This is a genomic window from Mesorhizobium kowhaii, from assembly GCF_003253745.1.
In the GTDB taxonomy this organism is placed as follows: domain Bacteria; phylum Pseudomonadota; class Alphaproteobacteria; order Rhizobiales; family Rhizobiaceae; genus Mesorhizobium; species Mesorhizobium kowhaii.
Genome location: NZ_MZXV01000055.1, coordinates 23,419 through 46,751 on the forward strand (window position 1 = coordinate 23,419; position 23,333 = coordinate 46,751).

Sequence of the window (23,333 nt, forward strand, 5' to 3'; positions counted from 1 at the left end):
TTTTCAACCGTGTCGGCCAACGCCCGATGCGGCTCCCCTTCCCTTCCATAGTGGGGCACGGCTATACTCCACAATCCGCAACCCAATCTGGTGAATGATGCCGCCTGCAAAAAAGGAAGTCCGTCCGTCGAGCCGCGGAGGACGGGCTCGCACGCCTGCCTTCGTGAAAAACCAACGTGGCGTCAAGAACTGGAAGGAAGTCAGCGCCTGGCTGGAATGGCGCGGCATCGAGGACATCGAGTGCATCACACCTGATCAGGCCGGCGTTGCGCGCGGCAAGATGATGCCATCGAAGAAATTCACCTCCAACACCTCGCTGGCGCTGCCGTCGGCTGTCTTCATGACGACGATTTCCGGCGGCTATCCCGAGGATGGCAACGGCTTCCATTATCCCGAGGACGACGGCGACCTCAAACTGATGCCGGACCTGTCGACGCTGACGGTGGTGCCCTGGGAAGAAGACCCGACGGCCGCGGTCATCTGTGACCTCGTCCACCAGGACGGACGTTCGGTCGAGTTCACACCGCGCAACGTGTTGAAGCGCGTTGTGGCTGCCTATGACAAGCTCGGCCTGAAGCCGGTGGTGGCGCCCGAGATCGAATTCTATCTGGTGCGCAAGAATCCCGATCCGGACTATCCGCTGACCCCGCCTGTCGGCCGCTCGGGGCGCGCGATCGGCGGCGGCGCCGGCTATTCGATCGCCGGCGTCAACGAATTCGACGAACTGATCGACGACATCTACCATTTCTCCGAGAGCCAGGGCCTGGAGATCGATACGCTGATCCATGAGGAGGGCGCCGGGCAGCTCGAGATCAATCTGCGCCACGGCGACCCGATCGAACTGGCCGACCAGGTGTTCATGTTCAAGCGCACCATTCGCGAGGCGGCGCTGAAGCACGAAATCTACGCCACCTTCATGGCCAAGCCCATCCAGGGGCAGCCGGGCTCGGCCATGCATATCCATCAATCGATCATCGACAAGAAGACCGGACAGAACATCTTTTCGGCTGCTGACGGTTCGGAAACCGAAGACTTCTTCCATTTCATCGGCGGCATGCAAAAGCATGTGCCGAACGCGCTTGTGATGTTCGCGCCCTATGTCAATTCCTACCGCCGGCTGACACAGGCGGCGTCGGCTCCGGTCAACAACAAATGGGGCTACGACAACCGCACCACGGCGTTCCGTGTGCCGCGCTCGGATCCGGCGGCACGGCGCGTCGAAAACCGCATCCCGTCCTCGGATGCCAACCCCTATCTGGCGCTGGCGGCATCGCTTGCCTGCGGGCTGATCGGCATCACCAACAAGGTCAAGGCCGAGCCTCCGGTGCTGACCACAGCCAACGCCGACGAGATCGACCTGCCGCGCGGCCTGCTCGAAGCCGTCGACCTGTTCGAGGGCGACGAGGAACTCTGCGCGCATCTGGGCAAGTCCTTCGCCGCGACCTATGCGGCGATCAAGCGGGCGGAATTCGAGACGTTCATGGAAGTGATCAGCCCTTGGGAGCGGGAGTATCTGCTGCTGAATGTTTAGGGGAGTAGGGGAGTAGGGGAGTAGGGGAGTAGGGGAGTAGGGGAGTAGGGGAGTAGGAACAGATGGCCGAAAAAACAGGTTCCTACAAGGACTTGCTGGTTTGGCAGCAGGCAATGGACCTTGCAGTGGCGATTTACGGCGCTACGAAATCCTGGCCTAAGGAAGAACTTTATGGACTGACCAGCCAGGTGCGGCGCGCGGCAAGCTCGGTGCCGGCAAACATAGCGGAGGGGTATGGCAGAGAAATCCGAGGTTCCTATCTGCAGTTTCTCCGCATCGCTCAAGGATCGCTGAAGGAACTGGAAACTCAGCTTCTGATCGCTGAACGTACCGGTATCGCGCCGAAAGCGACGACGGCTTTATTGTTGGCGAGTACCGAAAGTGTGGGAAAGCTTCTTCGACTTCTAATCCGCAAACTGTCAACCGACTAGCTTACATATTCCCCTATTCCCCTATTCCCCTATTCCCATTGAGTATCATGCCCTACCAATCCCCAATCTCTCCCGGCCGTTCCTGGTATGAGGACACCACCGGCCCGCGGCCGGAATATTCGGCGCTGGACGGTGACCGGACATGCGACGTCGTCGTCATCGGCGGCGGTTTCACCGGCCTGTCGGCGGCTGCTCACCTTGCCAAGTCAGGCACCAATGTCGTGCTGATCGAGGCGCATCGCTTCGGCGATGGTGCCTCTGGGCGCAATGGCGGCCAGCTCGGCACCGGCCAGCGCGCCTGGGTCGAGGACCTGGAAGCCGAGTATGGTTTCTCCCGCGCTAAGGCGCTGTTCGACCTTGCCGAAGAGGCGAAGGCGCATCTCCTTGAGTTCGCCGCCGCCAACCAGATCGATATCGACTATATGCCGGGCCAGCTCTCGGTGGCGCACAAGCCGCGCTTTGTCGACGACTACAAGGCGCATGCCGAGATCATGGCGAGCCGTTTTTCCTACCCGCATATTTCCTTCATGGATGCCAAGGAAACGGCGGAGCGGCTGGGCTCGACCGCCTATTTCGGCGGCACGCGCGACACCGGCACCGGCCACATCCACCCGATGAAGCTGGTGATCGGCACGGCGCAGGTGGCGGCGCAAGCCGGCGCGCAGCTGTTCGAAGAGACGCCATCGACCGGCATCATTTCCAGTGGCGGCAAGGTCAAGATTTCGACACCGAGGGGCACTGTGACAGCGCAGAAATGCCTGATCGCGGTCAACGCCTATGGCGGCACGCTCGAACCGGTGAGTGCTGCGCACATCATGCCGATCGGTTCGTTCATCGGCGCGACGGTGCCGCTGGGCGCGGACTCGCCAGTGCTGCCAGGTGGCGAGGCGGTCGACGATTCCCGCTTCGTCGTGCGCTACTTCCGCAGATCGAAGGACGGCCGGCTGCTGTTCGGCGGACGCGAGGTCTATGGCGTCAACGATCCGAAGGATATCCACATCCACATCCGCCGCCAGATCGTAGAACTCTACCCGGCGCTCAGGGATGTCGAGATCACGCATGGCTGGGGCGGCTATGTCGGCATCACGATGCCGCGAAAACCGTTCGTGCGCGAAGTGATGCCCAATGTGATCTCGGCCGGCGGTTATTCCGGCCACGGCGTCATGCTGTCGAACTTCTTCGGCAAGCTCTATGCCGAAACCGTCGCCGGCAACCGCGACCGGCTGAAGCTGATCGAGGATCTGAAAATCCCGCCATTCCCCGGCGGCCGGCGCTTCCGCGCGCCGCTGCTGTTCCTGGCGCTCAACTGGTTCGCGCTGCGAGACAGGATCTAGAAGCCGTTCTGTCTCGATCGAATCGGGACGGGGCTCCATCTGATTTGTTGGATATCTCCAAAACCGGATGCCACTTTTCGGGATCGTGCTCCAGACGGACAGGATCGCTCTCATCTATGTAATATTGTTGTAATATTTGTTGCCGTAACGGCACATTGCAGAATCCCCGGCAAAGGAGCAGAATCCCTCATAAGGGCGTAGTGATGCCACAATCACCGATATAAAGATGCCGGTTGTGGGTGACTGACGGGGAATTCTGCGGGCTTGCCCGCTTCGGTTCTTGGGACTGATGCAGATCTGGCGCCAAGTTCTTGGCATTCGATCGAAAGAACATCGGCCCGCTTATGGAGGTGGCAAGAGTGAGAGAGCCCTTCAGTTTCGGTACGCCGGGACGTCGGCGCTTTGCCATGCAGTTCGGATATGACATGCGGCCGTCCTTCTGGCAGGAGGTCCGCTCGAATTCGCATCTGGTGATCGCCGCGATCGGCACCGCCGCACTGCTTGGCGTCGCCGCGGTGGCGCTGTGGCTGGCATTGCCGGCCAATGACAGGCAGGCGGCGGCGAGCCCTGAGCAGACCATTCCAACCATTCCCGTGAAAACGACGAAAATCGCTCCGGTGGGAGCAGCTGTGGCTGCAGCAGCCGTGCCCCAGGCGGCGCGCAAGTCGGACAAGATTTTACCGACCGTGGCGGCCGCGCAAGCCACCATTCCGGCGCTGCCCGCCAATGATCCCCGTTGGACCGGTTCGCAGTCGAAGGCCGCGTCCGCTGCCGGTACGCCTGCTCCCGGCCAAGTGGCGAACCAGGCTGAACAAGCGCCGGACAAAGCCGCTGCAGCATTCGCGCAACCGGCAGCCGATACTGATGCCAGCACCGAACTTGACAAGGTTGCCACACCTACTGCGCCGGCGGGTAGCCATACCGATGGCGCGAAAACCGCCGCCATCCCCGCGGTTGAGCCGCAAGTGCCGTCAGACCAGCCCGAAGCGGCAGAAGACGACGACAGCCAGGCCAAGGCGAAGCCACGCAAGGTCGAGGCCGCCGGAACCGGACGGATCTTGCGGGCCGTGACCATGCGCAGCGGCCCGAAGAAAAATGCCGCCGCCATCGTCACGGTGCCAGCCAAAAGCTCGGTGCAAGTGATGAGCTGCAAGAAGTGGTGCCAGATCACCTACAACGGCAAGACTGGCTGGATCTACAAGAGCTACATCAAGACCGGCGCCTGACGTCTGTCGCGACCCGCGCCGAAACGCCGTGCAGCATTTTGATTTGCGTCGGCGCTCTTAGATGCAGCGTCCGCCGTCAACCTCCAGCGCCACACCGGTGATGAAGGCGGCTTCGTCCGACGCCAGCCAGAGTGCGGCGTTGGCGATGTCGAGTGGTGTCGAAAGCCGGCCGAGCGGGATCGATGCGCGGAACTTCTCGCGGATTTCAGGCGTGTCGGCGCCCATGAACTTCTCCAGCATGCCGGTCTCGCCGGCAACCGGGCAGAGGCAGTTGACGCGGATGTTCTTCGGCGCCAGTTCCACCGCCATCGACTTGGTGGCGGTGATCGCCCAGCCTTTCGAGGCATTGTACCAGGTGAGGCCGGGCCGCGGCCGCAGACCAGCGGTGGAAGCCGTGGTCAGGATGACGCCGCCGCCTTGCCGATCCATGATCGGCACCACGGCGAGTGCGGCGTGGTAGATCGCCTTCATGTTGACGGCGGTGATCAGGTCGAAGGTTTCCTCGTCGACGTTGAGCATGTCGCCGTTGCGATGGGTGTAACCGGCATTGTTGACCATGATGTCGATGCGGCCGAAGGCGCTCTTGGCGGCATAGACCATCTCGTCGAATTCGGACCGCAGCGAAACATCGGTCTGGGTCCAGATCGCCGCCTCGCCGATTTCGCTGGCGACACGCTCCGCGCCCTTGGCGTTGAGGTCGGCGACGACGACCCTGGCGCCTTCCTGCGCAAAGCGCCTGGCGATGCCCTCGCCAAAGCCCGATGCCGCACCGGTGATGACGGCAACCTTGTTTTCCAGACGCATGCTTTTCCCGCTCATGATTGGTGACGATCGACCGGTGTGCCTGCGGCACATGCAAAGCCACGACTTCTAACCGGGCCACGACTTCTAACCGGGTTGGTCGAAAGATGTGCGGCCATCGCCGATTTCTCCTTTGGCTTTCGCTTCGATCCCGCTCTATGCTGCAACTGCGAAGGCTTCCGGAGCCGCGCCTGTCGACAAGCCTCCGAGGTATCGGGCTGTCAAGAGGCAGGCGCAACACTCAGATGTGACACCATGGCACTGGAAAATTTAAATCGATTAGATTATATCAGCCGCGTCACAGCGACCGGCGTCAGAGCGGACAGACCATGACCAGCCAGATCATCCCCGTCGATCCTTTCGACTTCATCATTTTCGGCGGCACCGGCGATCTGTCGGAACGCAAGCTTCTGCCGTCGCTCTACTATCGCCAGCGCGACCATCAGTTCTCCGAGCCGACGCGCATCATCGGCACATCGCGCTCGAAGATGACCGACGAGGAATTCCAGGCCTTCGCCAAACAGGCGATCTCCGACCACGTCAAAGCGGCCGATATCGACGCCAAGGAACTGAAGACCTTCCTTGCCCGCCTTTCCTACGTTTCGGCCGATGCAACGACCGGCGCCGGCTTCGACAAGCTGAAGAAGGCGATCGGCGAGAGCGACCGCATCCGCGCTTTCTACCTGGCGGTGGCGCCGGCGCTGTTCGGCGATATCTCGCACAAGCTGAAAGAGTACAAGCTGATCACGCCGAACTCGCGCATCGTGCTGGAGAAGCCGATCGGCCGCGACCTCGCCTCGGCGCGAGCACTCAACGACCTGGTCGGCGACGATTTCCACGAAAGCCAGATCTTCCGCATCGACCACTATCTCGGCAAGGAGACGGTGCAGAACCTGATGGCGCTGCGCTTTGCCAATGCGCTCTACGAACCGCTGTGGAACTCTGCCCATATCGATCACGTGCAGATCACCGTGGCCGAGACCGTGGGATTGGAAGACCGCGTCACCTATTACGACAAGGCCGGTGCGCTGCGCGACATGGTGCAGAACCATATGCTGCAGCTGTTGTGCCTCGTCGCCATGGAAGCGCCGTCGTCGATGGACGCCGACGCCGTGCGCGACGAGAAGCTGAAGGTGCTCAGGGCACTGAAGCGCATCAACGGCAACGAGGCGCCGAAACATACGGTGCGCGGACAATACCGTGCCGGCGCCTCGGCCAGCGGAGCTGTAAAGGGCTATGTCGAGGAGCTTGCCCACGACAGCAACACCGAGACCTTCGTCGCCATCAAGGCCGAGATCGGCACCTGGCGCTGGGCAGGCGTTCCGTTTTATCTGCGGACCGGCAAGCGGCTGGCGACGCGGGTTTCGGAGATCGTCATCGAATTCAAGCCGATCCCGCATTCGATCTTCGGCGACAGCGCCGGGCCGATCTTCGCCAACCAGCTGGTCATCCGGCTGCAGCCGGACGAAGGCGTCAAGCAGTTCATCATGATCAAGGATCCGGGTCCGGGCGGCATGCGGCTGCGCCAGATCTCGCTCGACATGAGCTTCGCGCAATCCTTCGACGGCCGCGCGCCGGACGCCTACGAACGGCTGATCATGGATGTCATCCGTGGCAACCAGACCCTGTTCATGCGTCGCGACGAAGTCGAGGCGGCGTGGAAATGGATCGACCCGATCCAGAACGCCTGGGAAAGCGCCAGACAGGAAGTGCAGGGCTACACAGCGGGCACCTGGGGACCCTCGGCCTCCATTGCGCTGATCGAACGTGACGGGCGGACATGGCACGAGAGCAATTGAACAGCGCCGCCTACAGCTGGAACGGCTTCGCCGAGCGTCAGGAGTTGGCGGCCGCCCTTGCCGGTCATGTCGCCGGCCGCCTGACCAAGGCGATCGCCGAGCGCGGCACAGGGCTGCTCGCCGTCTCCGGCGGCACCACACCGGCAAAATTCTTCGCCGCCCTTTCGGCGATGCCCATCGCCTGGGACAAGGTGATTGTGACGCTTGTCGACGAACGCTTCGTGCCGGCCTCCTCGCCGCGCTCCAATGCCGGGCTGGTGGCCGCCAATCTCTTGCAGAACGCGGCAAAAGCGGCACGGTTCGTGCCGCTCTATCACGAAGCCGTCGGCATCGAGGATGCGGCGGCGTCCGACAATGCGGCGCTGCAGTCATTGCCCTGGCCGCTCGATGTCGTCGTGCTCGGCATGGGACCGGACGGCCACACCGCCTCGTTCTTTCCGGATGCCGACGATCTGGCAAAGCTGCTTGACCCGTCGTCCGACAGGATCGTGCTGCCGGTTCATGCGGCCAGCGCCGGCGAGCCGCGGCTGACCTTGTCGCTGGCGCGCATCGTCGATGCCGGCTTCATCGCGCTGCACATCGAGGGCGAGGACAAGCGCACCGCCTTCGACAGCGCGGTTGCGCCTGGACCGCGAAAGCCAATCCGCGCCGTGCTCGACGCCGCAGCGAAGCCCGTAGAGGTTTTCTGGGCGCCCTGATTTGAACTTGCTGAGGGTCCCGGCAGACAGCCGGAGGGTGTTCCGGGACCTCGCCTGAAAGGACCGAGACCATGACCGCCAGACGCGACATCGAAGCCATCACCGAGCGCATCCGCCAGCGTTCCAGACTAGGCCGCGAGCGCTACCTCGGCCGTATCGCCGAAGCGTCGAACCGCACCGCCAACCGGGCCGTGCTGTCCTGCGGCAACCTCGCTCACGGCTTTGCGGTGTGCAGCCCCTCGGAAAAACTGGCGCTGGGCGCCGACAAGGTGCCGAACCTCGGCATCATCACCTCCTACAACGACATGCTGTCGGCGCATCAGCCGTTCGAGACCTTTCCGGCACTGATCAAGGACGCGGCGCGCGAGGCCGGCGGCATCGCCCAGGTGGCCGGCGGCGTGCCGGCAATGTGCGATGGCGTCACGCAGGGCCAGCCCGGCATGGAGCTGTCGCTGTTTTCGCGCGATGTGATCGCCATGGCCGCGGCGATCGGCCTGTCGCACAACATGTTCGACGCCGCCGTCTATCTCGGCGTCTGCGACAAGATCGTGCCGGGGCTGGTGATCGCGGCACTGACCTTCGGCCATCTGCCGGCGGTGTTCATTCCGGCCGGGCCGATGACGACCGGCCTGCCGAACGACGAAAAGGCCAAGGTCCGCCAGCTCTATGCCGAAGGCAAGGCAGGACGGGCCGAACTGCTGGAAGCCGAATCCAAGTCCTATCACGGCCCGGGAACCTGCACCTTCTATGGTACGGCGAACTCCAACCAGATGCTGATGGAGATCATGGGCCTGCACACGCCCGGCGCCTCCTTCGTCAATCCCGGCACGCCGCTGCGCGAGGCCTTGACCCGCGAGGCGACGAAACGGGCGCTGGCGATCACCGCGCTCGGCAATGCCTATACGCCGGTCGGCCGGATGATAGACGAGCGTTCGATCGTCAACGGTGTCGTCGGCCTGCATGCCACCGGCGGCTCGACCAATCACACCATCCACCTGATCGCCATGGCGGCGGCGGCCGGCATCGCCATCACCTGGCAGGACATTTCCGACCTGTCGGAAGCCGTGCCGCTGCTGGCTCGGGTCTATCCGAATGGTCTCGCCGACGTGAACCATTTCCACGCCGCCGGCGGGCTCGGCTTCCTGATCCGCGAACTGCTCGACGAAGGCATCCTGCATGAGGATGTGCAGACGGTGTGGGGCGAAGGCCTGCGGCCCTATGCGGTCGAAGCAAAGCTCGGCGCTGATGGCAGCGTGGTGCGCGAAGCCTCGCCGCGTGAAAGCGGCGACGAAAAGGTGCTGGCGCCGTTCAACAAGGCGTTCCAGGCAACCGGCGGTCTGAAGGTGCTTTCGGGCAATCTCGGCCATGCCGTCATCAAGACCTCGGCGGTAAAGCCGGAGCGGCGCCTCATAGAGGCGCCGGCCAAGGTTTTCGACAGCCAGCAAGGACTGAACGAGGCGTTCAAGGCGGGCACGCTGACCGGTGATTTCATCGCCGTCATCCGCTTCCAGGGGCCGAAGGCCAACGGCATGCCGGAACTGCACAAGCTGACCACGGTGCTCGGCATCCTGCAGGATCGCGGCCAGCGCGTGGCGCTGGTCACCGACGGCCGCATGTCGGGCGCCTCCGGCAAGGTGCCGGCGGCGATCCATGTCACGCCAGAAGCGGTCGAGGACGGGCCGATCGCCAGGATCCATGAAGGCGACATCATCCGGCTCGACGCCGACGCCGGAACGCTGGAAGTGCTGGTGCCGGCCGGCGACTTCGCATTGCGCCGGACGGCGGATGCCGACCTCATCGGCAATGAGTTCGGTTTCGGTCGCGAGCTGTTTGCGGGCTTCCGCCAGTTGGTCGGTCGTGCCGACCATGGCGCCAGCGCCTTCGGCACGGCGTGACGGTATCGCTCTAAACTGGAAGGGCGGCTGATGGCCGCCCTTTTTGCCACCGGTCAGATGGCGGTCACGGCGTAACGGTGATCTCTGTCCGCTCGCCAGCCTTCACCGTCACCGGCATTTCCTTGTCATGGCCTTCATCGGACATGTGCCGGACGACCACATAATCGCCGGCCGGAATGGCCTGCTGCCAGGTGTCGCCATAGTTCAGGCCAAGCGCCTTGCGGTTGCCCTCGATGTCCTTTTTCGGCGACAGGATCTCGATCGAGTAGGCGCCGGGGGCCGACATGGCCAGAACGCCGGCATTGAGCGGCACCTTGATGTCCTGATTGTCGCCGACCTTGATGCTGAACGGCTCCTCGACGGTCGCGAGATCAAGCGTGGTGACCGCGACATATTCGTCCGGCGGCAGCCAGAACTTGCTGTCCGGTCCATAGGAATGCTCGACATCGTCGCGTGAACCATCGATCTTCTTCTTCGCCTTGACGATTTCGAAGCCGAGGCCGGAACTGTCGGCCTTGTCGCCGCCGGCGATATAGTAGGCGTTGAACACGACATGCCCGACGCCGACGATGACGTCCTTTTCGATCTTCTGGCCGGCGGTGAGTTGGATGGTCTCGGTCACCGAGCCGCTGCCGATCTGGACCGTGACCTTCTGCTCACCCGCCGGCACGATGATTTTCGTGTCGCCATAGTGGGTGGTGTTGCCGCCCGGATAGGTGAAATCGACATGGGCCTCGTCACTGATGTCGGCGCCCTGGCTCGACCGCGGATGAATGAGCATAGTGCCTGCGTTCAGTGTGAACAGCGGCTTGTAGACCTGGCCGGCCTCGATCTTGAATTTCTGCTCCACCTTGGCCTCGTCGTCGCGTGCGACGACGATATAGTCGCCGGGCTCGAGATTGCCGTTGTAGGTGCCATATTCAGTGGTGACGGAATCGCCGCGTGAGCCGTCGGAGTTCGCCTTGTAGATCTCCCAGGCGTTGCCGTCGGTGATCGGCTCGCCACCTTCGGCCATCACCACCGTCGGCTGGAAATTGAATTCCGGTTTCGCGGGCTCAGGCGCCGGGGCGGGAGCGGGAGCCGGTTCAGGAGCTGGTGCTGGCGCCGGTGCCGCCACGGTCTCGACAAGCGCCTCCTGCAACGCCTTCTCGTCGGAGGCCTGGATGTATTTGCCGCCGGTGTTGTCGGCGAGGCAGGCGATCTGCTTGCCTTCGTCGGCGGTGAGGCCGAAGCCGACGACGTCGGCGGTGAAATCGACGCCGGACGCTTCGAGTTCCTTGCCAAGCGCGCAAGGGTCGCCACCGCATGTTTCGAGCCCGTCGGTGATGAGGACGACGGTCGCCTTGTCCTCGGTGTATTTCAACGCTTCGGCCGCCTGCTTGACGGCAGCCGTCAGCGGCGTCTTGCCGAGGAATTTCAGGCTGTCGGCGGCGGCCGAGATGGCGCTTGCCGAGCCTGCCTGTGGCGGCACGATCAACTGGATGTCGTCGCAGCTGCCTTTTTCGCGATGGCCATAGGCCATGAAGCCGATCTCGTCGGCGGCGGGGACCGATTGAAGCACGGTTCTCAGCGATTCACGGGCGATTTCAAGCTTGGGCTTGCCGTCGATCTGCGCCCACATCGAGCCGGAAGCATCGAGAATGATGATGACCTTGTTTGCGGCAAAGCCGAATGTGGTCATCGACAAAAGGAGGATCGCCGCAGCGACGCTCCGTGCTAGTCCCGCCATCGAAATCTCCTCAAGTCCGCCCCGGTCAGGGCGGGAAAGCTATTTGACGCCACGTCACGACACAAGTCCGGGTGCGGGTGTGAGGCGGCGGAATGTCAAACTTTTGAGCGGAAGCGAAAATCCGCTCAGTAGGTCGTGCGCCGCTCTTCAGAAGGCGGCCTGCCGAATTGCAGCCGGTAGCTCTGGGCAAAATAGGAATGCGAGGTGAAGCCCGTGGCGATCGCCACATCGAGGATCGGCATGTTGGTCTGGCGCAGCAATTCGCGCGCCCGCTCCAGCCGCAGCCGCATGTAATAGCGGCCAGGCGTGACGCTGAGGTGGCGCAGGAACAGGCGCTCGACCTGACGCACCGACAGGCCGGCGGATTTGGCCAACTGCACCGCCGACAGCGGCTCGTCGAGGTGGTCGGCCATTAGTTCGACGATGCGCCTGAGCTTCTCCGACTTGCCGGTGAGATCGCGTTCGGGCCCGACACGCTGGCGGTCGCCGGCCGAGCGGATGCGTTCGTGCTGGAACTGATTGGCGACGCCATTGGCGAGATTGGAGCCGAAATCGCCGCGCACGATCTCCAGCATCAGGTCGATCGAGGTGGTGCCGCCCGCGCATGTGTAGCGCTTGCGATCGATCTCGAAGACGTTGCCGGTGCAGTTGATGTCGGGGAACCGTTCGACGAAGCCGGCGCGGTTTTCCCAATGGATGGTGCAGCGATAGCCTTCGAGCTGGCCGGCCTCGGCAAGCAGGTAGGATCCAACCGACAGCGCGCCGAGCGCGTTGCCGCGCCGGCCCCAGCTGCGCAGCGCCGCCAGCACCTTGCTCTTGCCGGGAAATTCCGTCGTCAGTCCGACCGAAACGAAGAGGATGTCGACCGGCGGCAGGTCGGCAACGGCATAGTCGATCTTGAGCGGCAGGCCATTGGAGGCCATCACCGGATCGCCATCTGCCGACACCGTCGTCCAGCCGTAGAAGTCGCGGCCAAGCAAACGGTTCGCCGACCGGAACGTATCGATCGCCGCGGCCAGCGAGAACATGGAGAACTTGTCGACCAGCAGGAAAGCGAACTGCCGGCCACCTTGAACGGGATCAGTCATGACCGGCCGTTCTACAGGAACAGTTGGGTTCGGCAAAGCTGCGGCTTTCTGGTGGGTCAGAAGGACGGCCGTTTCAATCCGGCCGCAAGGTAGGCAGAGGCTAACGTATTGGCCATCAGCATGGCAATGGTCATCGGCCCGACACCACCGGGCACCGGTGTGATGGCGCCGGCGGCCCTCGCCGCTTCGGCATAGGCGACATCGCCGACGAGGCGCGACTTGCCCTCGCCCCTTTCCGGCGCCGGAATGCGGTTGATGCCGACATCGATGACGGTGGCGCCGGGCTTGACCCAATCACCCCTGATCATCTCCGGCCGACCGACGGCCGCGACGAGGATATCGGCGGTGCGGGCGAGCGCCGGCAGATCCCTGGTGCGGCTGTGGGCGATGGTGACGGTGCAGTTGGCGGCAAGCAGGAGGTTGGCCATCGGCTTGCCGACGATGTTGGAGCGACCGACGACGACCGCGTTGAGGCCGGACAGGTCCTTGCCGCGAACGCGCTCGATCAAAAGCATCGAGCCGGCCGGCGTGCAAGGCACGAAGGCGGTTTCGAGTTCGCCGGTGCCGAGCTTGCCGACATTGATGAAATGGAAGCCATCGACATCCTTTTCCGGCGCGATGGTCTGGATGATCTTGCCGGCATCGATATGGGCAGGCAGCGGAAGCTGCACCAGGATGCCGTTGATGGCCGGATCGGCGTTGAGATCGCCGATGATCTTCAGCAATGCCGGTTCGGACGTCTCGGCCGGTAGCGTGTGCTGGACGGAGTGAAAGCCGCATTCCTTGGCCGTGCGCGACTTGGAAGCGACATAGACCTGGCTGGCCGGATCCTCGCCGACGATGACCACGGCAAGACCGGGCTTGGCCTTGCCCTTGGCGACAAGTTCGGCCGTCAGGATCTTGACCGTCCGCACCACGTCTTCGGCGACGCTCTTACCATCAATCACTTCGGCCATGGACCACCCTCAACACCGTTCCGCCCAAAGCGGCCGCATCCGAAAACATGAATGCGTCGCCCTGGATCCTTGTCTGACGCAGGCCGCGAAACCCGCGCCCCCGGATCAAGCCCAGGAGCGTGCCTTCGGCAACATGCAGCGCGGCATTTTCACGAAAATTCCAACACGCAATCCCGTCAAAGCGCCGTCCCATGCCGTTTACGCGAAACCGGCATGTTTTTGTTCGGCATCGCGACGTATTTTGTAGCTCAGAAGTAACGGCGACGCGTGCGGGTCTCGGTAAGTTCGCGGACCGCTTCGCGGAATTCGCGCAGGCTGGCGCGGATTTCGTCGATTGGGGCGTGCTGTTCGACATCCTCGGCGGCCCGCGGCGCCTCCACCGACGGCTCATGAGGCTGAGCTGCCTGCTGCGGCGAGGTGGGCTGTTGCGGATAAGGCGCGGAAGCGGGCTGAGGCGGATAAGGCAGCTGCCCGGCATGGGGACCCGGCTGCGGATAGGGATAGCCCGGCTGCTGCGGCACCTGCCAGGGCTGCGCCTGCGGATAGCCTATCGGCTGCCCATAGGGATAGGCCTGCGGACCCGAATACGGTCGCTGCGGCACCATGTGAGGAGGCAATGGCGGCTGCGCCGTCGGTTGCGGATAGGGGACATGGCCACCGGGCCGGAAAGGCGGCGGAGGATAGGCTGCCGCAGCCGGCTGCCGAGGCGCAAAGGCCGCTGCCGACTGGGAATAGGCGGGGTGCGTCAAATCTTCCGTTGGTTTCCCATCGGCAAAGGGCGAGACCCACTCACCGGTATCGACGGTGTCCTCAGGGGACTGCTTGCGGGACATGGCCTTGCGCAGCATCGACAGCAGCGCACTGATCCGACCGGGACCTTCGTCCGGCGTGATCTCAGCCTGCTGAACAGGCGGGGGTGGTGCAGGAGGTGCAGGTGGTGGCGGTGCCGCCGGCTGCGGTGCCGGTGGTTTTGGTGGCGTTGGGGGTGCTGCCTGATATGGCTTGTCTTCGTAAGGCGTCCGGCGTTCGTCCATCCGGGGGTCGCGGCGCGAGCGCGATGTCGCGGTGTCACGCAAGCTCTCATAGGCGCCACGCATGACGCCGAGGCCGACGCCGGAGGCAAAGCCCAGCAACAGGCCGGCAAGCGCCACCACGACCCGCGATGGCCCGTTCGGCTCGAGCGGCGCGAACGCCTTCGAGATCACATTGATGTTGGCGGTGTTGATGTCCTTCTGCTCGCCGGTCTCCTTGGCGCGCAGCAGATACTGTTCATAGACGGAACGCTTGGCGGTGGCCTCGCGCTCCAGTTCGCGCATCGACACCAGATCGCTGTTGACGTCGCCGCTGCGGACTTTCAGTTGCGCCAGACGCGAGGCGAGATCCTGTTCGAGCTGGACTGCGCGCTTGAGGTCGACCTGCAGCGACGAGCCGATGCGCTGCAGCTCCGCGGCGATGCGGTCGCGTGCGCCGGCAAGCTGGGCATTGAGCGCCTGGAGTTCGGGGTGCCGCGGACCTAACCGGATGGCGGCGCGGTCAGCCTCCTGCTTGAGCGACGCATATTGCGAACGCAGATCGCTCATCGTGTTGGAGTTGATCTCCTCCGGCAAGGTGCCGGTGAGAACCGAGTTGACATCGACCGAACGCGCCGAAGCCGCCCGGGCATTGAGCTCCAGGGTGCGGGCGCGCGCAACCGACAGCTGCTCGTTGAGCTTCAGCATCTCATCGTCGCTGATGAGGTGGCCCTGCGCGTCAACGAGGTCGTGCGTGGCCCTGAAATCCTCGACCTTGCGCTCGGCCGCCTCGACCCCCTTGCGCAATTCATCAAGCCTGGCCGTCAGTTCGTCGGTGGCGCGGCCGGCGGTATCGGACTGGATCTGACCGAAGGTCTGCAGGAAGACATCGGTCATCGTGTTGGCGATGAGCGCCGATTTCTCGCCATTCTGCGTGGTGGCGCTGACGGTGATGACGAAGGTCTTGCCGCCGCGCTCGACCGAGAGGCTTTCGGCCAGATTGCCGACAGCAAGCGCGCGGCGACGGGTGTCGTCGACACCACCCGGGCTGTCGTGCCGTGTCAGGATGGAGCGGATGAGCGACATGACGCCGAGGCCGCCGCTGCCTTGCCCATTGAATTCCGGGTCGTTGACGAGATTGAGCTTGTCGACGACCTTGTTCAGAACAGTACCGGACGTCAGCACCCGGACCTGGTTTTCGACGATGGCCAGCGTGGCGTCGGAGGCGACGACCGACTGGGTGAGGTCGCGATCGGTGAGCTTCAGGTCGCGCGGATCGACGATCAGTTCGGTGGTGGCTTCGTATTTCTTCGGCGTCGACAGCGCGATGGCAATGCCGAGCCCGGCGCCCAGTATCGTCGTCGCCACGATCAGCAGCTTCGACTTGCCAACACCGCGAACGACCTGCATCGGATCGATCAGCGGCTTCCATTGCTGGCTGTCCGCGCCGTCGTTGCGGGACGCCCGCGCATCGCCTGAATGGTAAGGTTCTGATGTGCGATCGGGGCGATAGGCGCCTGCGGTTTCAGCAGCTACAGACCCTGTCCGCGACATGGTTTGCGCGTAGCCTGGTGATGCCGATCTGGTTGCTGAAAAATCGCCGGCGGATTGACCCCGTTCAGGCGGCACCTGCGCTGACGAAGCGGGCTCATAGCCAGCCTGATATCCATCTGTTCCGGCAGCATCCGACAGCTTCGGGTTCGACAGCGCCTCGCGCTGCGAAGGGTTCGTCCGCGCCTCGCGCAGTGACCGGGCGAGACGATGGCGCGTGGCGGCATCCTCGCGCCATGACGGATCCGCCCGGTCCCCGATCGAGACCAGGGACGCGTCGGATTCGTCGTCGCCGCGCACAGCCTGGCCAAGCGCCAGCAGCGAACGCTCGCGCTTCCAGTCTTCACGGTTTTCCCTGTCGACCATCGTCTGGAGCTTTACCCTTGGCGACCTGCAAACGGCGCTTCGCCATTCGTTAAGCCACGCTAAACAGGCATGGAAAACAAAAGGTTAATTTTCGCCCGCCGAAGCCGCGGTTTCACTCTCCGCTGGCACCTATTTTTCAACACGCCCTTGGGCTCCAGAACGGCGCGTTAAGTTTTCCGACCTAAGCTCTCCTTAGAGACATGACGCAAGCCAGTGACATACCGCAAAGGCGGCCCCTCGCCCGGATCGGCACTTTTTTTGCCGAACGACGGGGGCTTCTTCGCGACTATTTTTCGGCGATTAGCGGCGCCGGCGGGCGACTGGTGTTTTCACTCGCCTATTTCATCGCGCTGGCCAACACGCTGTCCATTTCCGAATTCGGCATGTTCGCCACCGCATCGGCGGCCGGCGTCATGCTGTCGCGCATCCTCGCCTTCGGCTTCATCTCGGCACTCTATCGCACAGCCACCATCCGCCCCAATCTGATCGGCACCTTCACCGCCGGCTTCCTGCTGCTCGGGTTGCTGTCACTGCCGCTGCTGGCCGCGGCCTCGTTCGGCGTCTACCTGATCTTCTTCGCCGACACCGTGCCGCTGTCGGTGTTTGCGGCAATCGTCTTTGCCGAAGCGCTGTTGTGGCGGCCGGTGGAGGTGGCGCTGATCGTCAACAATGGTCAGGGCAAGTTCGGCCGCGCTGCCCTGCTGGCCATCCTGGCGACAGCGCTGCGGGCGCTCGGCGCGGTGCTGTTCATGTTCTGGGCACAACACAGCGTCTGGATATGGTCGTGGTTCTATATCGGCGCCAATGCCGCCTCGCTGCTGATTGCATTCGGCTTCTTCTACCCGCGCCAGCGGTTGCGGCTGCGCATCGAGCTTTATCTCCGGCGACTGGCCGACTCCATCTACGTGGCCGGGGCCGAAGTGCTGTTTTATCTGCAGATGGAGTTCGACAAGCTGCTGGTTCTGGCGATCGGTGGACCGCATCTGGCCGGCATCTACGCCATCATCATGCGGCTGGTCGACCTGACGGCCATTCCGATCCGCACCTTCTCGATGATGCTGGTGCAGCGCATGATGCGCGCGCCGGACCTGCTGTCGCGGCTGGCGGTCAAGAGCGGCATCGAAGGCGGCGTGTTCGCGGTCTCGACGCTGGCGCTGCTGACGCTAGGCATCGTGCTGCACTTCTTCCCCAATGCGCTCGGCAAGAATGTCGCCGAGGCCGCCCCCCTGGTGGCGCTGGCGATCTGCGTTCCGGGACTGCGCAATCTGGTCGAATACCAGGCCGAGCTGCTGTTCGCCCGCGGCCAGACGTTGGTGCGGGCGCTCAATCTCGGCCTGCTCGCCGGGCTGAAGGCGGTGCTGCTGATCTATGTGCTGACGACCATCCTCGATACACCGAACCTGGTGCTGTCGCTCAACGTCGTCTTCCTGCTTCTGTATCTCGCCTCGACGCTGCTCACCTATTCGGCGATGCGCAAGCCGGCAAAGCCAGTCTAGGAACCGCTTCGTTCGAGCATGATCTTTTCCGAAAACCGGTTCCCACTTTTCGGGATCATGCTTTAGTTAAGCCCGATCAGACGGCGGATGCGGCCGATATCGGTGCCGATGAAGGACTGCATGCCGATCGCCACCTGCTCCGGCGCCATGCCGGCAACGAAGCGGCGGAACTCGTCATCCGACAGCGCTTCGCCCGTCCAGTGGACGCGACAGAACTCCTCAGAGCCGTGGAAGTGGCCGGCACCCTCCAGCAGATCATCGACGTAGCGGCCGTAGATCATGCATTCGGAGAATTTGCGCGCCGAGCCGACGACCTCGACCCAGCCGCGCGCGTGGACCTTCTCGATCTCCCCGCACATGGCCAGCACGGTGTCTCGCCGCCACGCGATCAGCGTCGAGATATAGTCATGGACCGATGTCCGGGACGGGTCGATGCCGAGTGCCGCACCGGCGTTGCGCGACCAGATGCGATGCTCGTCATGACCTTCATCTGCCAGCACTCCGTCGCGGCGGAACAGCCGCGCCTTGCCGTCGCGCCAGAAGGCGCCGCAGTCGAAAGGTTTGAGGAAGGCGACGTCGGAATCGCAGAAGATCAGCACGTCTTCGCCGGCATGCGCTGATATCGCGATACGGCGCAACTGCTGCACGTGCCAGCCGCGCAGCGGCTGGGTCTTCAGGCTGAGCCAGACGCGCCGGCGAAAAAGGCTGAGCGGATCGTCGAAGGCGTGCAGCCAGCGCGGCAGCAATTCCCGCTCATCGACGACGCTGCGACGGCCGTTTTCCAACTGACGGAAAAGCTGGATATCGCGATGTTCGACCAGGATATAGTGGTGCGCCGCACCGGAAACGTGGAGGTCAAGCGTTTCGCACAACAGCCGGCAGCGCTCGAAATCGGGCGCATAGCTTGCCGTCACTATTGCCGCCGTGGGTATCCGCCGAAGCAGGCTTGGCTCGACATCGGCGCCTGGCACGAACCGGCTGTTCAATGGATGCCTCCCGCAGCTTCCGGTGTGCGCGAGAATTTCTGCCTGACAACGCGTAGCAGGAACAGGGGATTGCCGACCACATAGCGGCGCCACAGGCGACCCGGTTCGACGGTCAACCGAAACAGCCATTCGAGCCGCAACCGGCGCATCCACAAGGGCGCCCGCGGCACCGCCCCGCTCAGGAAATCGAGCAATGCACCGACGGCGATCGGCAGCGTGCAGTGACGCGCGTCGATATGGCGTGCGATCCACAATTCCTGGCGCGGTACACCCATGGCGACGAGCAGCACGTCCGGCCGCAATTCTTCGATCCGGTCGACTATTCCCGCCTCCTCGGCAGCCGAGAAATAACCGTCATGGATGACCACGAACCTGTGCTGCACTGCAAGCGCCGCAAGCTTGGCCGACGCCGCTTCGGCATTGACGCGCGTCGCGCCGAGCAGCCCGACCGTCAGCGGCGTCGTCGAGGCCTGCAGGAAGGCGGGGACGAAATCGGTGCCGTTGAGATTGTCCGGAAATGGCGCCCCATAAAGAAGTTTCGCCGCCAGATCGACACCGATGCCGTCGGGCAAGATGAGGAAATCATCGAGCGCCTCGGCAAAGACCGGGTCGGTGGAGGCGAGGTTGGCGTTGTGGGCGTTGAGGAAACTGACCTTGGTGAACCGCCGCTCGGCAATCAGGCGGTTCAGCAGGCTGACCGCATCGTTCCAGCGGATGGCGAGCACCGGTATACCGAGGATCGTCTTCAAGGTGTCGAGCCCCGACGCGGTGCGGGCGGCATGCATGTTCATGCAAATGCCTCCTGCCTGACCGGCCCGAGCTTCTCGACGCCGAGCCGGATGGCGGCATCGAGCGCCTTGACCTGCGAACGACGGAATGCGCTGCCGTCGACGTCGTGGATGTCGGCCGCCGCGGCCTCCAGGGCCCTGGCGAAGGCGGCCGGATCGTCGGTGACGACGCAATTGGCCGGGCGATGGTCGATGCCGCGCAGCGAGCGGCTGGTGACGACGGATGGCAGGCCGAGTTCGAAGGTTTCGATGGTCTTCAACTGGACGCCGCTGCCGGCGGTGCTGATCAGCGGAATGACGGCAGCGCTACGCACAAAGGCCTGGGCGTCCGGGACGCGACCGACAAATTCGATACCGGGATGCTTCGACGTGACGCCCGAAGGCATGCTGCCGGCGATGCGGATGCGGAAACCGGGCCGCAGATACGGCACCACCTTGCCCAGGAACCAGTCGAGGCCGATGCGGTTCGGCTGCCAGGTCCAGGTGCCGATCAGCGCCGCGTCGCAGTCGATGCGGCGCAAACCTTTCTGGGTCGACGCCTCGGTGCCGGTCACCAAGGGCAGCACCGCCGAGCGGTCGTCGGAGGCGACACCGAGTGCCACGCGGTCTTCCTCGGCCAGCGTGAAGACGAAGCGCGCGCGGCGGCAGAGACGCTCTTCCATGGTCTTGAGCAACCTCGCCTCGCGGCGAAACAGCAGACGCTGCAACAGGCTGCCGGCGGCAGCGGCATTCTCCTGCGCCGAAAGATGCTCGACATTGTGGGCGACGAAGATCGACGGCCGGTCGGCGAACAGCTTTTCGAAGGCACCGGCGAACTGCACGGAATTCAGCACATAGCCGTCGAACGGACCGGCGCGTGCGACCGCGGCGAGAACGTGGCTGTCGGGCACTGCGCGCAGCTTGACCGAGGCGAAAGTTAGGCCCGAGAGCAGCGCCTTGCCGACCCAGGCCAGCTTTTGTCGTGCAGAGGCATTGTCCGTGCGCACGTCGATCGCACCCAGCACCACGGTGTTTTCGGGATCGTCCGCGGGTTTTCCCGGCCAGGTGAAGCCGATGACGGTGACGCGCGCGCCAGCGCGCCGCAAAGCAGCGATGATTGCAGCGTTGGCGATCTCATAGCCCGAGGCAAGAGCGCCGTCGGGCACGATCGATGTGGCGAACAGCAGATGCATCTCACCTATCCTGTGGTGTAGCCGGTAGCAAAGTGCGGTGAACCCTTGATTAAGCGAGCACGATCAACGAGCGAAAGCCGCTGCCCTGGTAGGCTTCTCCGTGTAAGGTGATTAACGAAACCTTATCACCGTGGTGCTACCAGAACCCAACTCACCATGTGGCTGAACACGGATGATCCCTTTGCCATCGGACGGTTCGGTATCGATCGCGGGGCGCTCGCCCCAGCTTGACGCCGAGGCTGTCGAAGCCGTCGTCACCTTGCCGACCTTCAAGCGGCCCGAGCAGGTGCTGGAAACGCTGGCGTCGCTGCGTGCGCAGCAAACCGGCAGGCGCTTTGCCGTTATCGTGATGGAAAACGAAGCCGAGGAGCGCGCCGGCGCCAAGGCGGCGCTGCCGCTGTTCGAGCGCGGGGAGATTTCAGGTCTGGTCATCATCGCGCATCAGCGCGGCAATTGCAGCGCCTACAATGCCGGCTGGCAGACAGCGATCCTGCAATTCCCCAACTTCAGGCATCTGCTGGTCATCGACGATGACGAGATCGCCGATCCGCAGTGGCTGGAACGGATGTGCGGGGCAGCCGAAACGCTCGGCGCCGATATCGTCGGAGGTCCGCAAGTGCCCGACTTTGCCGACCCGGCCCATGCGCAATGGGCCGAGCATCCGGTGTTCGCGCCGCCCTACCGGGAGACGGGGCGGGTGCCTGCGCTCTATTCGTCCGGCAATCTTTTGGTCGGACGCAACGTACTGATCGCCATGGGCCCGCCCTTTCTCGACCTGAAATTCAACTTCATGGGCGGCGGTGATTCCGATTTTCTCAGCCGGTCCGCGCAGAGAGGCTTCGTGCTTGGCTGGTGCGCCGAAGGACAAGTGCATGAAACCGTTCCGGCCCGGCGTGTCGAGGCCGACTGGATCCGTGCCCGCAGCCTGCGCAACGGCGTGATCTCGACACTGGTCGAAAAGAAGAAACGCGCCGGCACGCCGCTGGCCGGCGCCATGGTGTTGCTGAAGAGCCTGGCGCTGCTTGCCGCCTCGCCGTTTCGCGGCATGCTCCGGCTGGCGCGGACAGGATCGCCGGCGATCGCCATCTACCCCGTCCATGTGGCGCTGGGCCGCGTGCTGGCCGAATTCGGATATGCCAATGAGCAATACCGCCAGCCTGAGAAAAACTGAGCGCGCCCCGCTCAGCGCCGCGTTCACGCGCGAAGGCGTGGCGACCGCGATCGCGGCACTGCTGTTCACCGTCATCATGGTGTCCTTCCGCCCGTTCCAGCCGGCCGGCGCCGAACTGACCGGCGAAGGCGGCGACATCGTCAACCAGCTTGGCTTCGGCTCGCTCGGCGCCATGTCGATCTTCTCGCTGATGGCCTTTGCCGATCCGCGCGTGGTGCGCTCGCTGCTCAGCCCGTCCTGGGTGCTGATGCTGGGCTTCTTTTTCCTGTCGGTGGTGCTGGCAACCGACCCGCCCTCGGCGATGCGTGCCGCCTCCTTCACGCTAATCGGCATTTTGACGATGGCGACGATCCTGGTCTTGCCGCGCGACGCCGAGGCTTTCTCGAAGGTCATCATCTTCACCGCCGTCGTGGTCATGGGCCTGTCCTATCTCGGCCTCATCGTCTTTCCGCACGAGGCGTTGCACACCGCCGACTCACAGGAGCCTGAACATGCAGGCCTGTGGCGCGGCGTGTTCACCCACAAGAACATCGCCGGCCCGATCATGGCCTGTTTCAGCTTCGCCGGCCTCTACCTCTACCGGCGCGGGCAGCGGCTTTGGGGCGGGGCGATCTTCTGCGCGGCGATGATCTTCATGCTGCACACCGGCTCCAAGACGACGGCCGGCCTGGTGCCGTTCTCGATCCTGATCGTGATGTTTCCGAGCCTGATGGGCATGCGGCTCGGCACGCCGATCCTGTTTGCGCTGGCGATGATCGGCACGGCGGTCGGCACGCTCGGCATCGTCTTCCTGCCGCCGGTGAAACATCTGGCGGCGATCTATTTCCCCGATCTCACCTATACCGGGCGAACGACGTTGTGGGAGTTCGCCGGCTCCATGCTGGCGAAGAGACCATGGACCGGTTACGGCTATGAAAGCTTCTGGGGCACGCCGCTGCTGCTCAACCAGGACCAGCCCTTCGACCGGCCGTGGGACATCAGAACCATCGTGCACGGCCATGACGGCTATCTCGACATCGCCGTGCTGATGGGTATTCCGGCACTTTGCGTGGCGGTCTACACCTTCCTCATCGCGCCGTTGCGCGACTACATGCGCATCCCGCTGCGCAAGGAGAACATCTATCTCGGCGACTTCTTCATGATGGTGGTGCTGTTCACCGCGCTGAACGCTTTCCTCGAAAGCTTCTTCTTCCACCGCGGCGATCCTGTCTGGCTGTTCTTCGTGCTCGGCGTGCTTGGCCTGAGGCAAGTGTCGCTGCGGCCGATGGCAGTGCGCGATCCCGATCGCGGTCCGTGATCCCGATC

At 63.6% G+C, this 23,333-nt stretch carries 18 protein-coding genes; 10 read left to right on the plus strand and 8 right to left on the minus strand.

The features are described from left to right. Positions 1-94 precede the first annotated feature (94 nt). The 4 genes from B5V02_RS24945 (at position 95) to B5V02_RS24960 (ending at position 4,522) form a co-directional block, all read left to right on the plus strand. Complete coding sequence (locus B5V02_RS24945; RefSeq protein ID WP_167458655.1) at positions 95-1,531, plus strand: glutamine synthetase family protein; 1,437 nt, start codon at positions 95-97, stop codon at positions 1,529-1,531. A 62-nt stretch (positions 1,532-1,593) separates the two neighbouring features. Beyond that, positions 1,594-1,962, plus strand: coding sequence for a four helix bundle protein (locus tag B5V02_RS24950; protein ID WP_111546726.1), 369 nt, complete (start codon positions 1,594-1,596; stop codon positions 1,960-1,962). Between the two features lie 47 nt (positions 1,963-2,009). Beyond that, positions 2,010-3,296 carry an NAD(P)/FAD-dependent oxidoreductase gene (locus B5V02_RS24955; protein WP_111546727.1) on the plus strand — a complete coding sequence of 429 codons (1,287 nt, stop codon included), beginning with the start codon at positions 2,010-2,012 and terminating at the stop codon, positions 3,294-3,296. 359 nt (positions 3,297-3,655) lie between these two features. Beyond that, positions 3,656-4,522, plus strand: coding sequence for an SH3 domain-containing protein (locus tag B5V02_RS24960; protein WP_167458656.1), 867 nt, complete (start codon positions 3,656-3,658; stop codon positions 4,520-4,522). A 57-nt stretch (positions 4,523-4,579) separates the two neighbouring features. On the opposite strand, the gene B5V02_RS24965 is transcribed toward B5V02_RS24960, so the two are convergent. Beyond that, positions 4,580-5,326 carry an SDR family oxidoreductase gene (locus B5V02_RS24965; RefSeq protein WP_111546728.1) on the minus strand — a complete coding sequence of 249 codons (747 nt, stop codon included), beginning with the start codon at positions 5,324-5,326 and terminating at the stop codon, positions 4,580-4,582. A 326-nt stretch (positions 5,327-5,652) separates the two neighbouring features. On the opposite strand from B5V02_RS24965, the gene zwf reads away from it, so the two are divergent. From zwf to edd, 3 genes are all read left to right on the plus strand, one after another. Further along, positions 5,653-7,122: a glucose-6-phosphate dehydrogenase gene (gene zwf, locus B5V02_RS24970; RefSeq protein ID WP_111546729.1), complete on the plus strand. Its 1,470-nt coding sequence runs from the start codon at positions 5,653-5,655 to the stop codon at positions 7,120-7,122. Then, positions 7,104-7,820 (plus strand): 6-phosphogluconolactonase, encoded by a 717-nt coding sequence (gene pgl, locus B5V02_RS24975; protein ID WP_111546730.1) that lies wholly within the window; start codon positions 7,104-7,106, stop codon positions 7,818-7,820. Before zwf ends, pgl begins: the two co-directional genes overlap by 19 nt. Before the next feature lie 71 nt (positions 7,821-7,891). Next, positions 7,892-9,715 carry a phosphogluconate dehydratase gene (edd, locus tag B5V02_RS24980; RefSeq protein WP_111546731.1) on the plus strand — a complete coding sequence of 608 codons (1,824 nt, stop codon included), beginning with the start codon at positions 7,892-7,894 and terminating at the stop codon, positions 9,713-9,715. Positions 9,716-9,779: 64 nt separating this feature from the next. Here edd and B5V02_RS24985 read toward each other — a convergent pair whose 3' ends face one another. The 4 genes from B5V02_RS24985 to B5V02_RS25000 form a co-directional block, all read right to left on the minus strand. Continuing rightward, positions 9,780-11,444: a vWA domain-containing protein gene (locus B5V02_RS24985; protein ID WP_111546732.1), complete on the minus strand. Its 1,665-nt coding sequence runs from the start codon at positions 11,442-11,444 to the stop codon at positions 9,780-9,782. Positions 11,445-11,569: 125 nt separating this feature from the next. Continuing rightward, on the minus strand, positions 11,570-12,532 hold the full coding sequence (locus tag B5V02_RS24990; protein ID WP_013530232.1) for a GlxA family transcriptional regulator: 963 nt from the start codon (positions 12,530-12,532) through the stop codon (positions 11,570-11,572). A 56-nt stretch (positions 12,533-12,588) separates the two neighbouring features. After that, on the minus strand, positions 12,589-13,488 hold the full coding sequence (folD, locus tag B5V02_RS24995) for a bifunctional methylenetetrahydrofolate dehydrogenase/methenyltetrahydrofolate cyclohydrolase FolD (protein WP_111546733.1): 900 nt from the start codon (positions 13,486-13,488) through the stop codon (positions 12,589-12,591). Positions 13,489-13,736: 248 nt separating this feature from the next. Next, a complete protein-coding gene (locus tag B5V02_RS25000; RefSeq protein WP_111546734.1) occupies positions 13,737-16,415 on the minus strand; it encodes a GumC family protein in 2,679 nt (892 codons plus the stop codon). A 200-nt stretch (positions 16,416-16,615) separates the two neighbouring features. On the opposite strand from B5V02_RS25000, the gene B5V02_RS25005 reads away from it, so the two are divergent. Then, positions 16,616-17,911, plus strand: coding sequence for a lipopolysaccharide biosynthesis protein (locus B5V02_RS25005; protein ID WP_111546735.1), 1,296 nt, complete (start codon positions 16,616-16,618; stop codon positions 17,909-17,911). 62 nt (positions 17,912-17,973) lie between these two features. Here B5V02_RS25005 and B5V02_RS25010 read toward each other — a convergent pair whose 3' ends face one another. Genes B5V02_RS25010 through B5V02_RS25020 form a run of 3 tightly spaced genes read right to left on the minus strand, consistent with a single transcriptional unit; the run spans position 17,974 to position 20,857 of the window. Further along, positions 17,974-18,897 carry a DUF6492 family protein gene (locus B5V02_RS25010; RefSeq protein WP_111546736.1) on the minus strand — a complete coding sequence of 308 codons (924 nt, stop codon included), beginning with the start codon at positions 18,895-18,897 and terminating at the stop codon, positions 17,974-17,976. Beyond that, the gene (locus tag B5V02_RS25015; RefSeq protein WP_111546737.1) at positions 18,894-19,688 is read right to left on the minus strand and encodes a WecB/TagA/CpsF family glycosyltransferase; all 795 of its coding nucleotides are present in this window, start codon (positions 19,686-19,688) and stop codon (positions 18,894-18,896) included. Before B5V02_RS25015 ends, B5V02_RS25010 begins: the two co-directional genes overlap by 4 nt. Then, positions 19,685-20,857: a glycosyltransferase family 4 protein gene (locus B5V02_RS25020; protein ID WP_111546738.1), complete on the minus strand. Its 1,173-nt coding sequence runs from the start codon at positions 20,855-20,857 to the stop codon at positions 19,685-19,687. Before B5V02_RS25020 ends, B5V02_RS25015 begins: the two co-directional genes overlap by 4 nt. 172 nt (positions 20,858-21,029) lie before the next feature. On the opposite strand from B5V02_RS25020, the gene B5V02_RS25025 reads away from it, so the two are divergent. Both B5V02_RS25025 and B5V02_RS25030 read left to right on the plus strand, forming a co-directional pair. Further along, positions 21,030-22,028, plus strand: coding sequence for a glycosyltransferase family 2 protein (locus B5V02_RS25025; protein WP_111546739.1), 999 nt, complete (start codon positions 21,030-21,032; stop codon positions 22,026-22,028). Beyond that, positions 21,997-23,325 carry an O-antigen ligase family protein gene (locus B5V02_RS25030; RefSeq protein ID WP_111546740.1) on the plus strand — a complete coding sequence of 443 codons (1,329 nt, stop codon included), beginning with the start codon at positions 21,997-21,999 and terminating at the stop codon, positions 23,323-23,325. The genes B5V02_RS25025 and B5V02_RS25030 overlap by 32 nt, the downstream gene beginning before the upstream one ends. Positions 23,326-23,333: the final 8 nt, after the last annotated feature.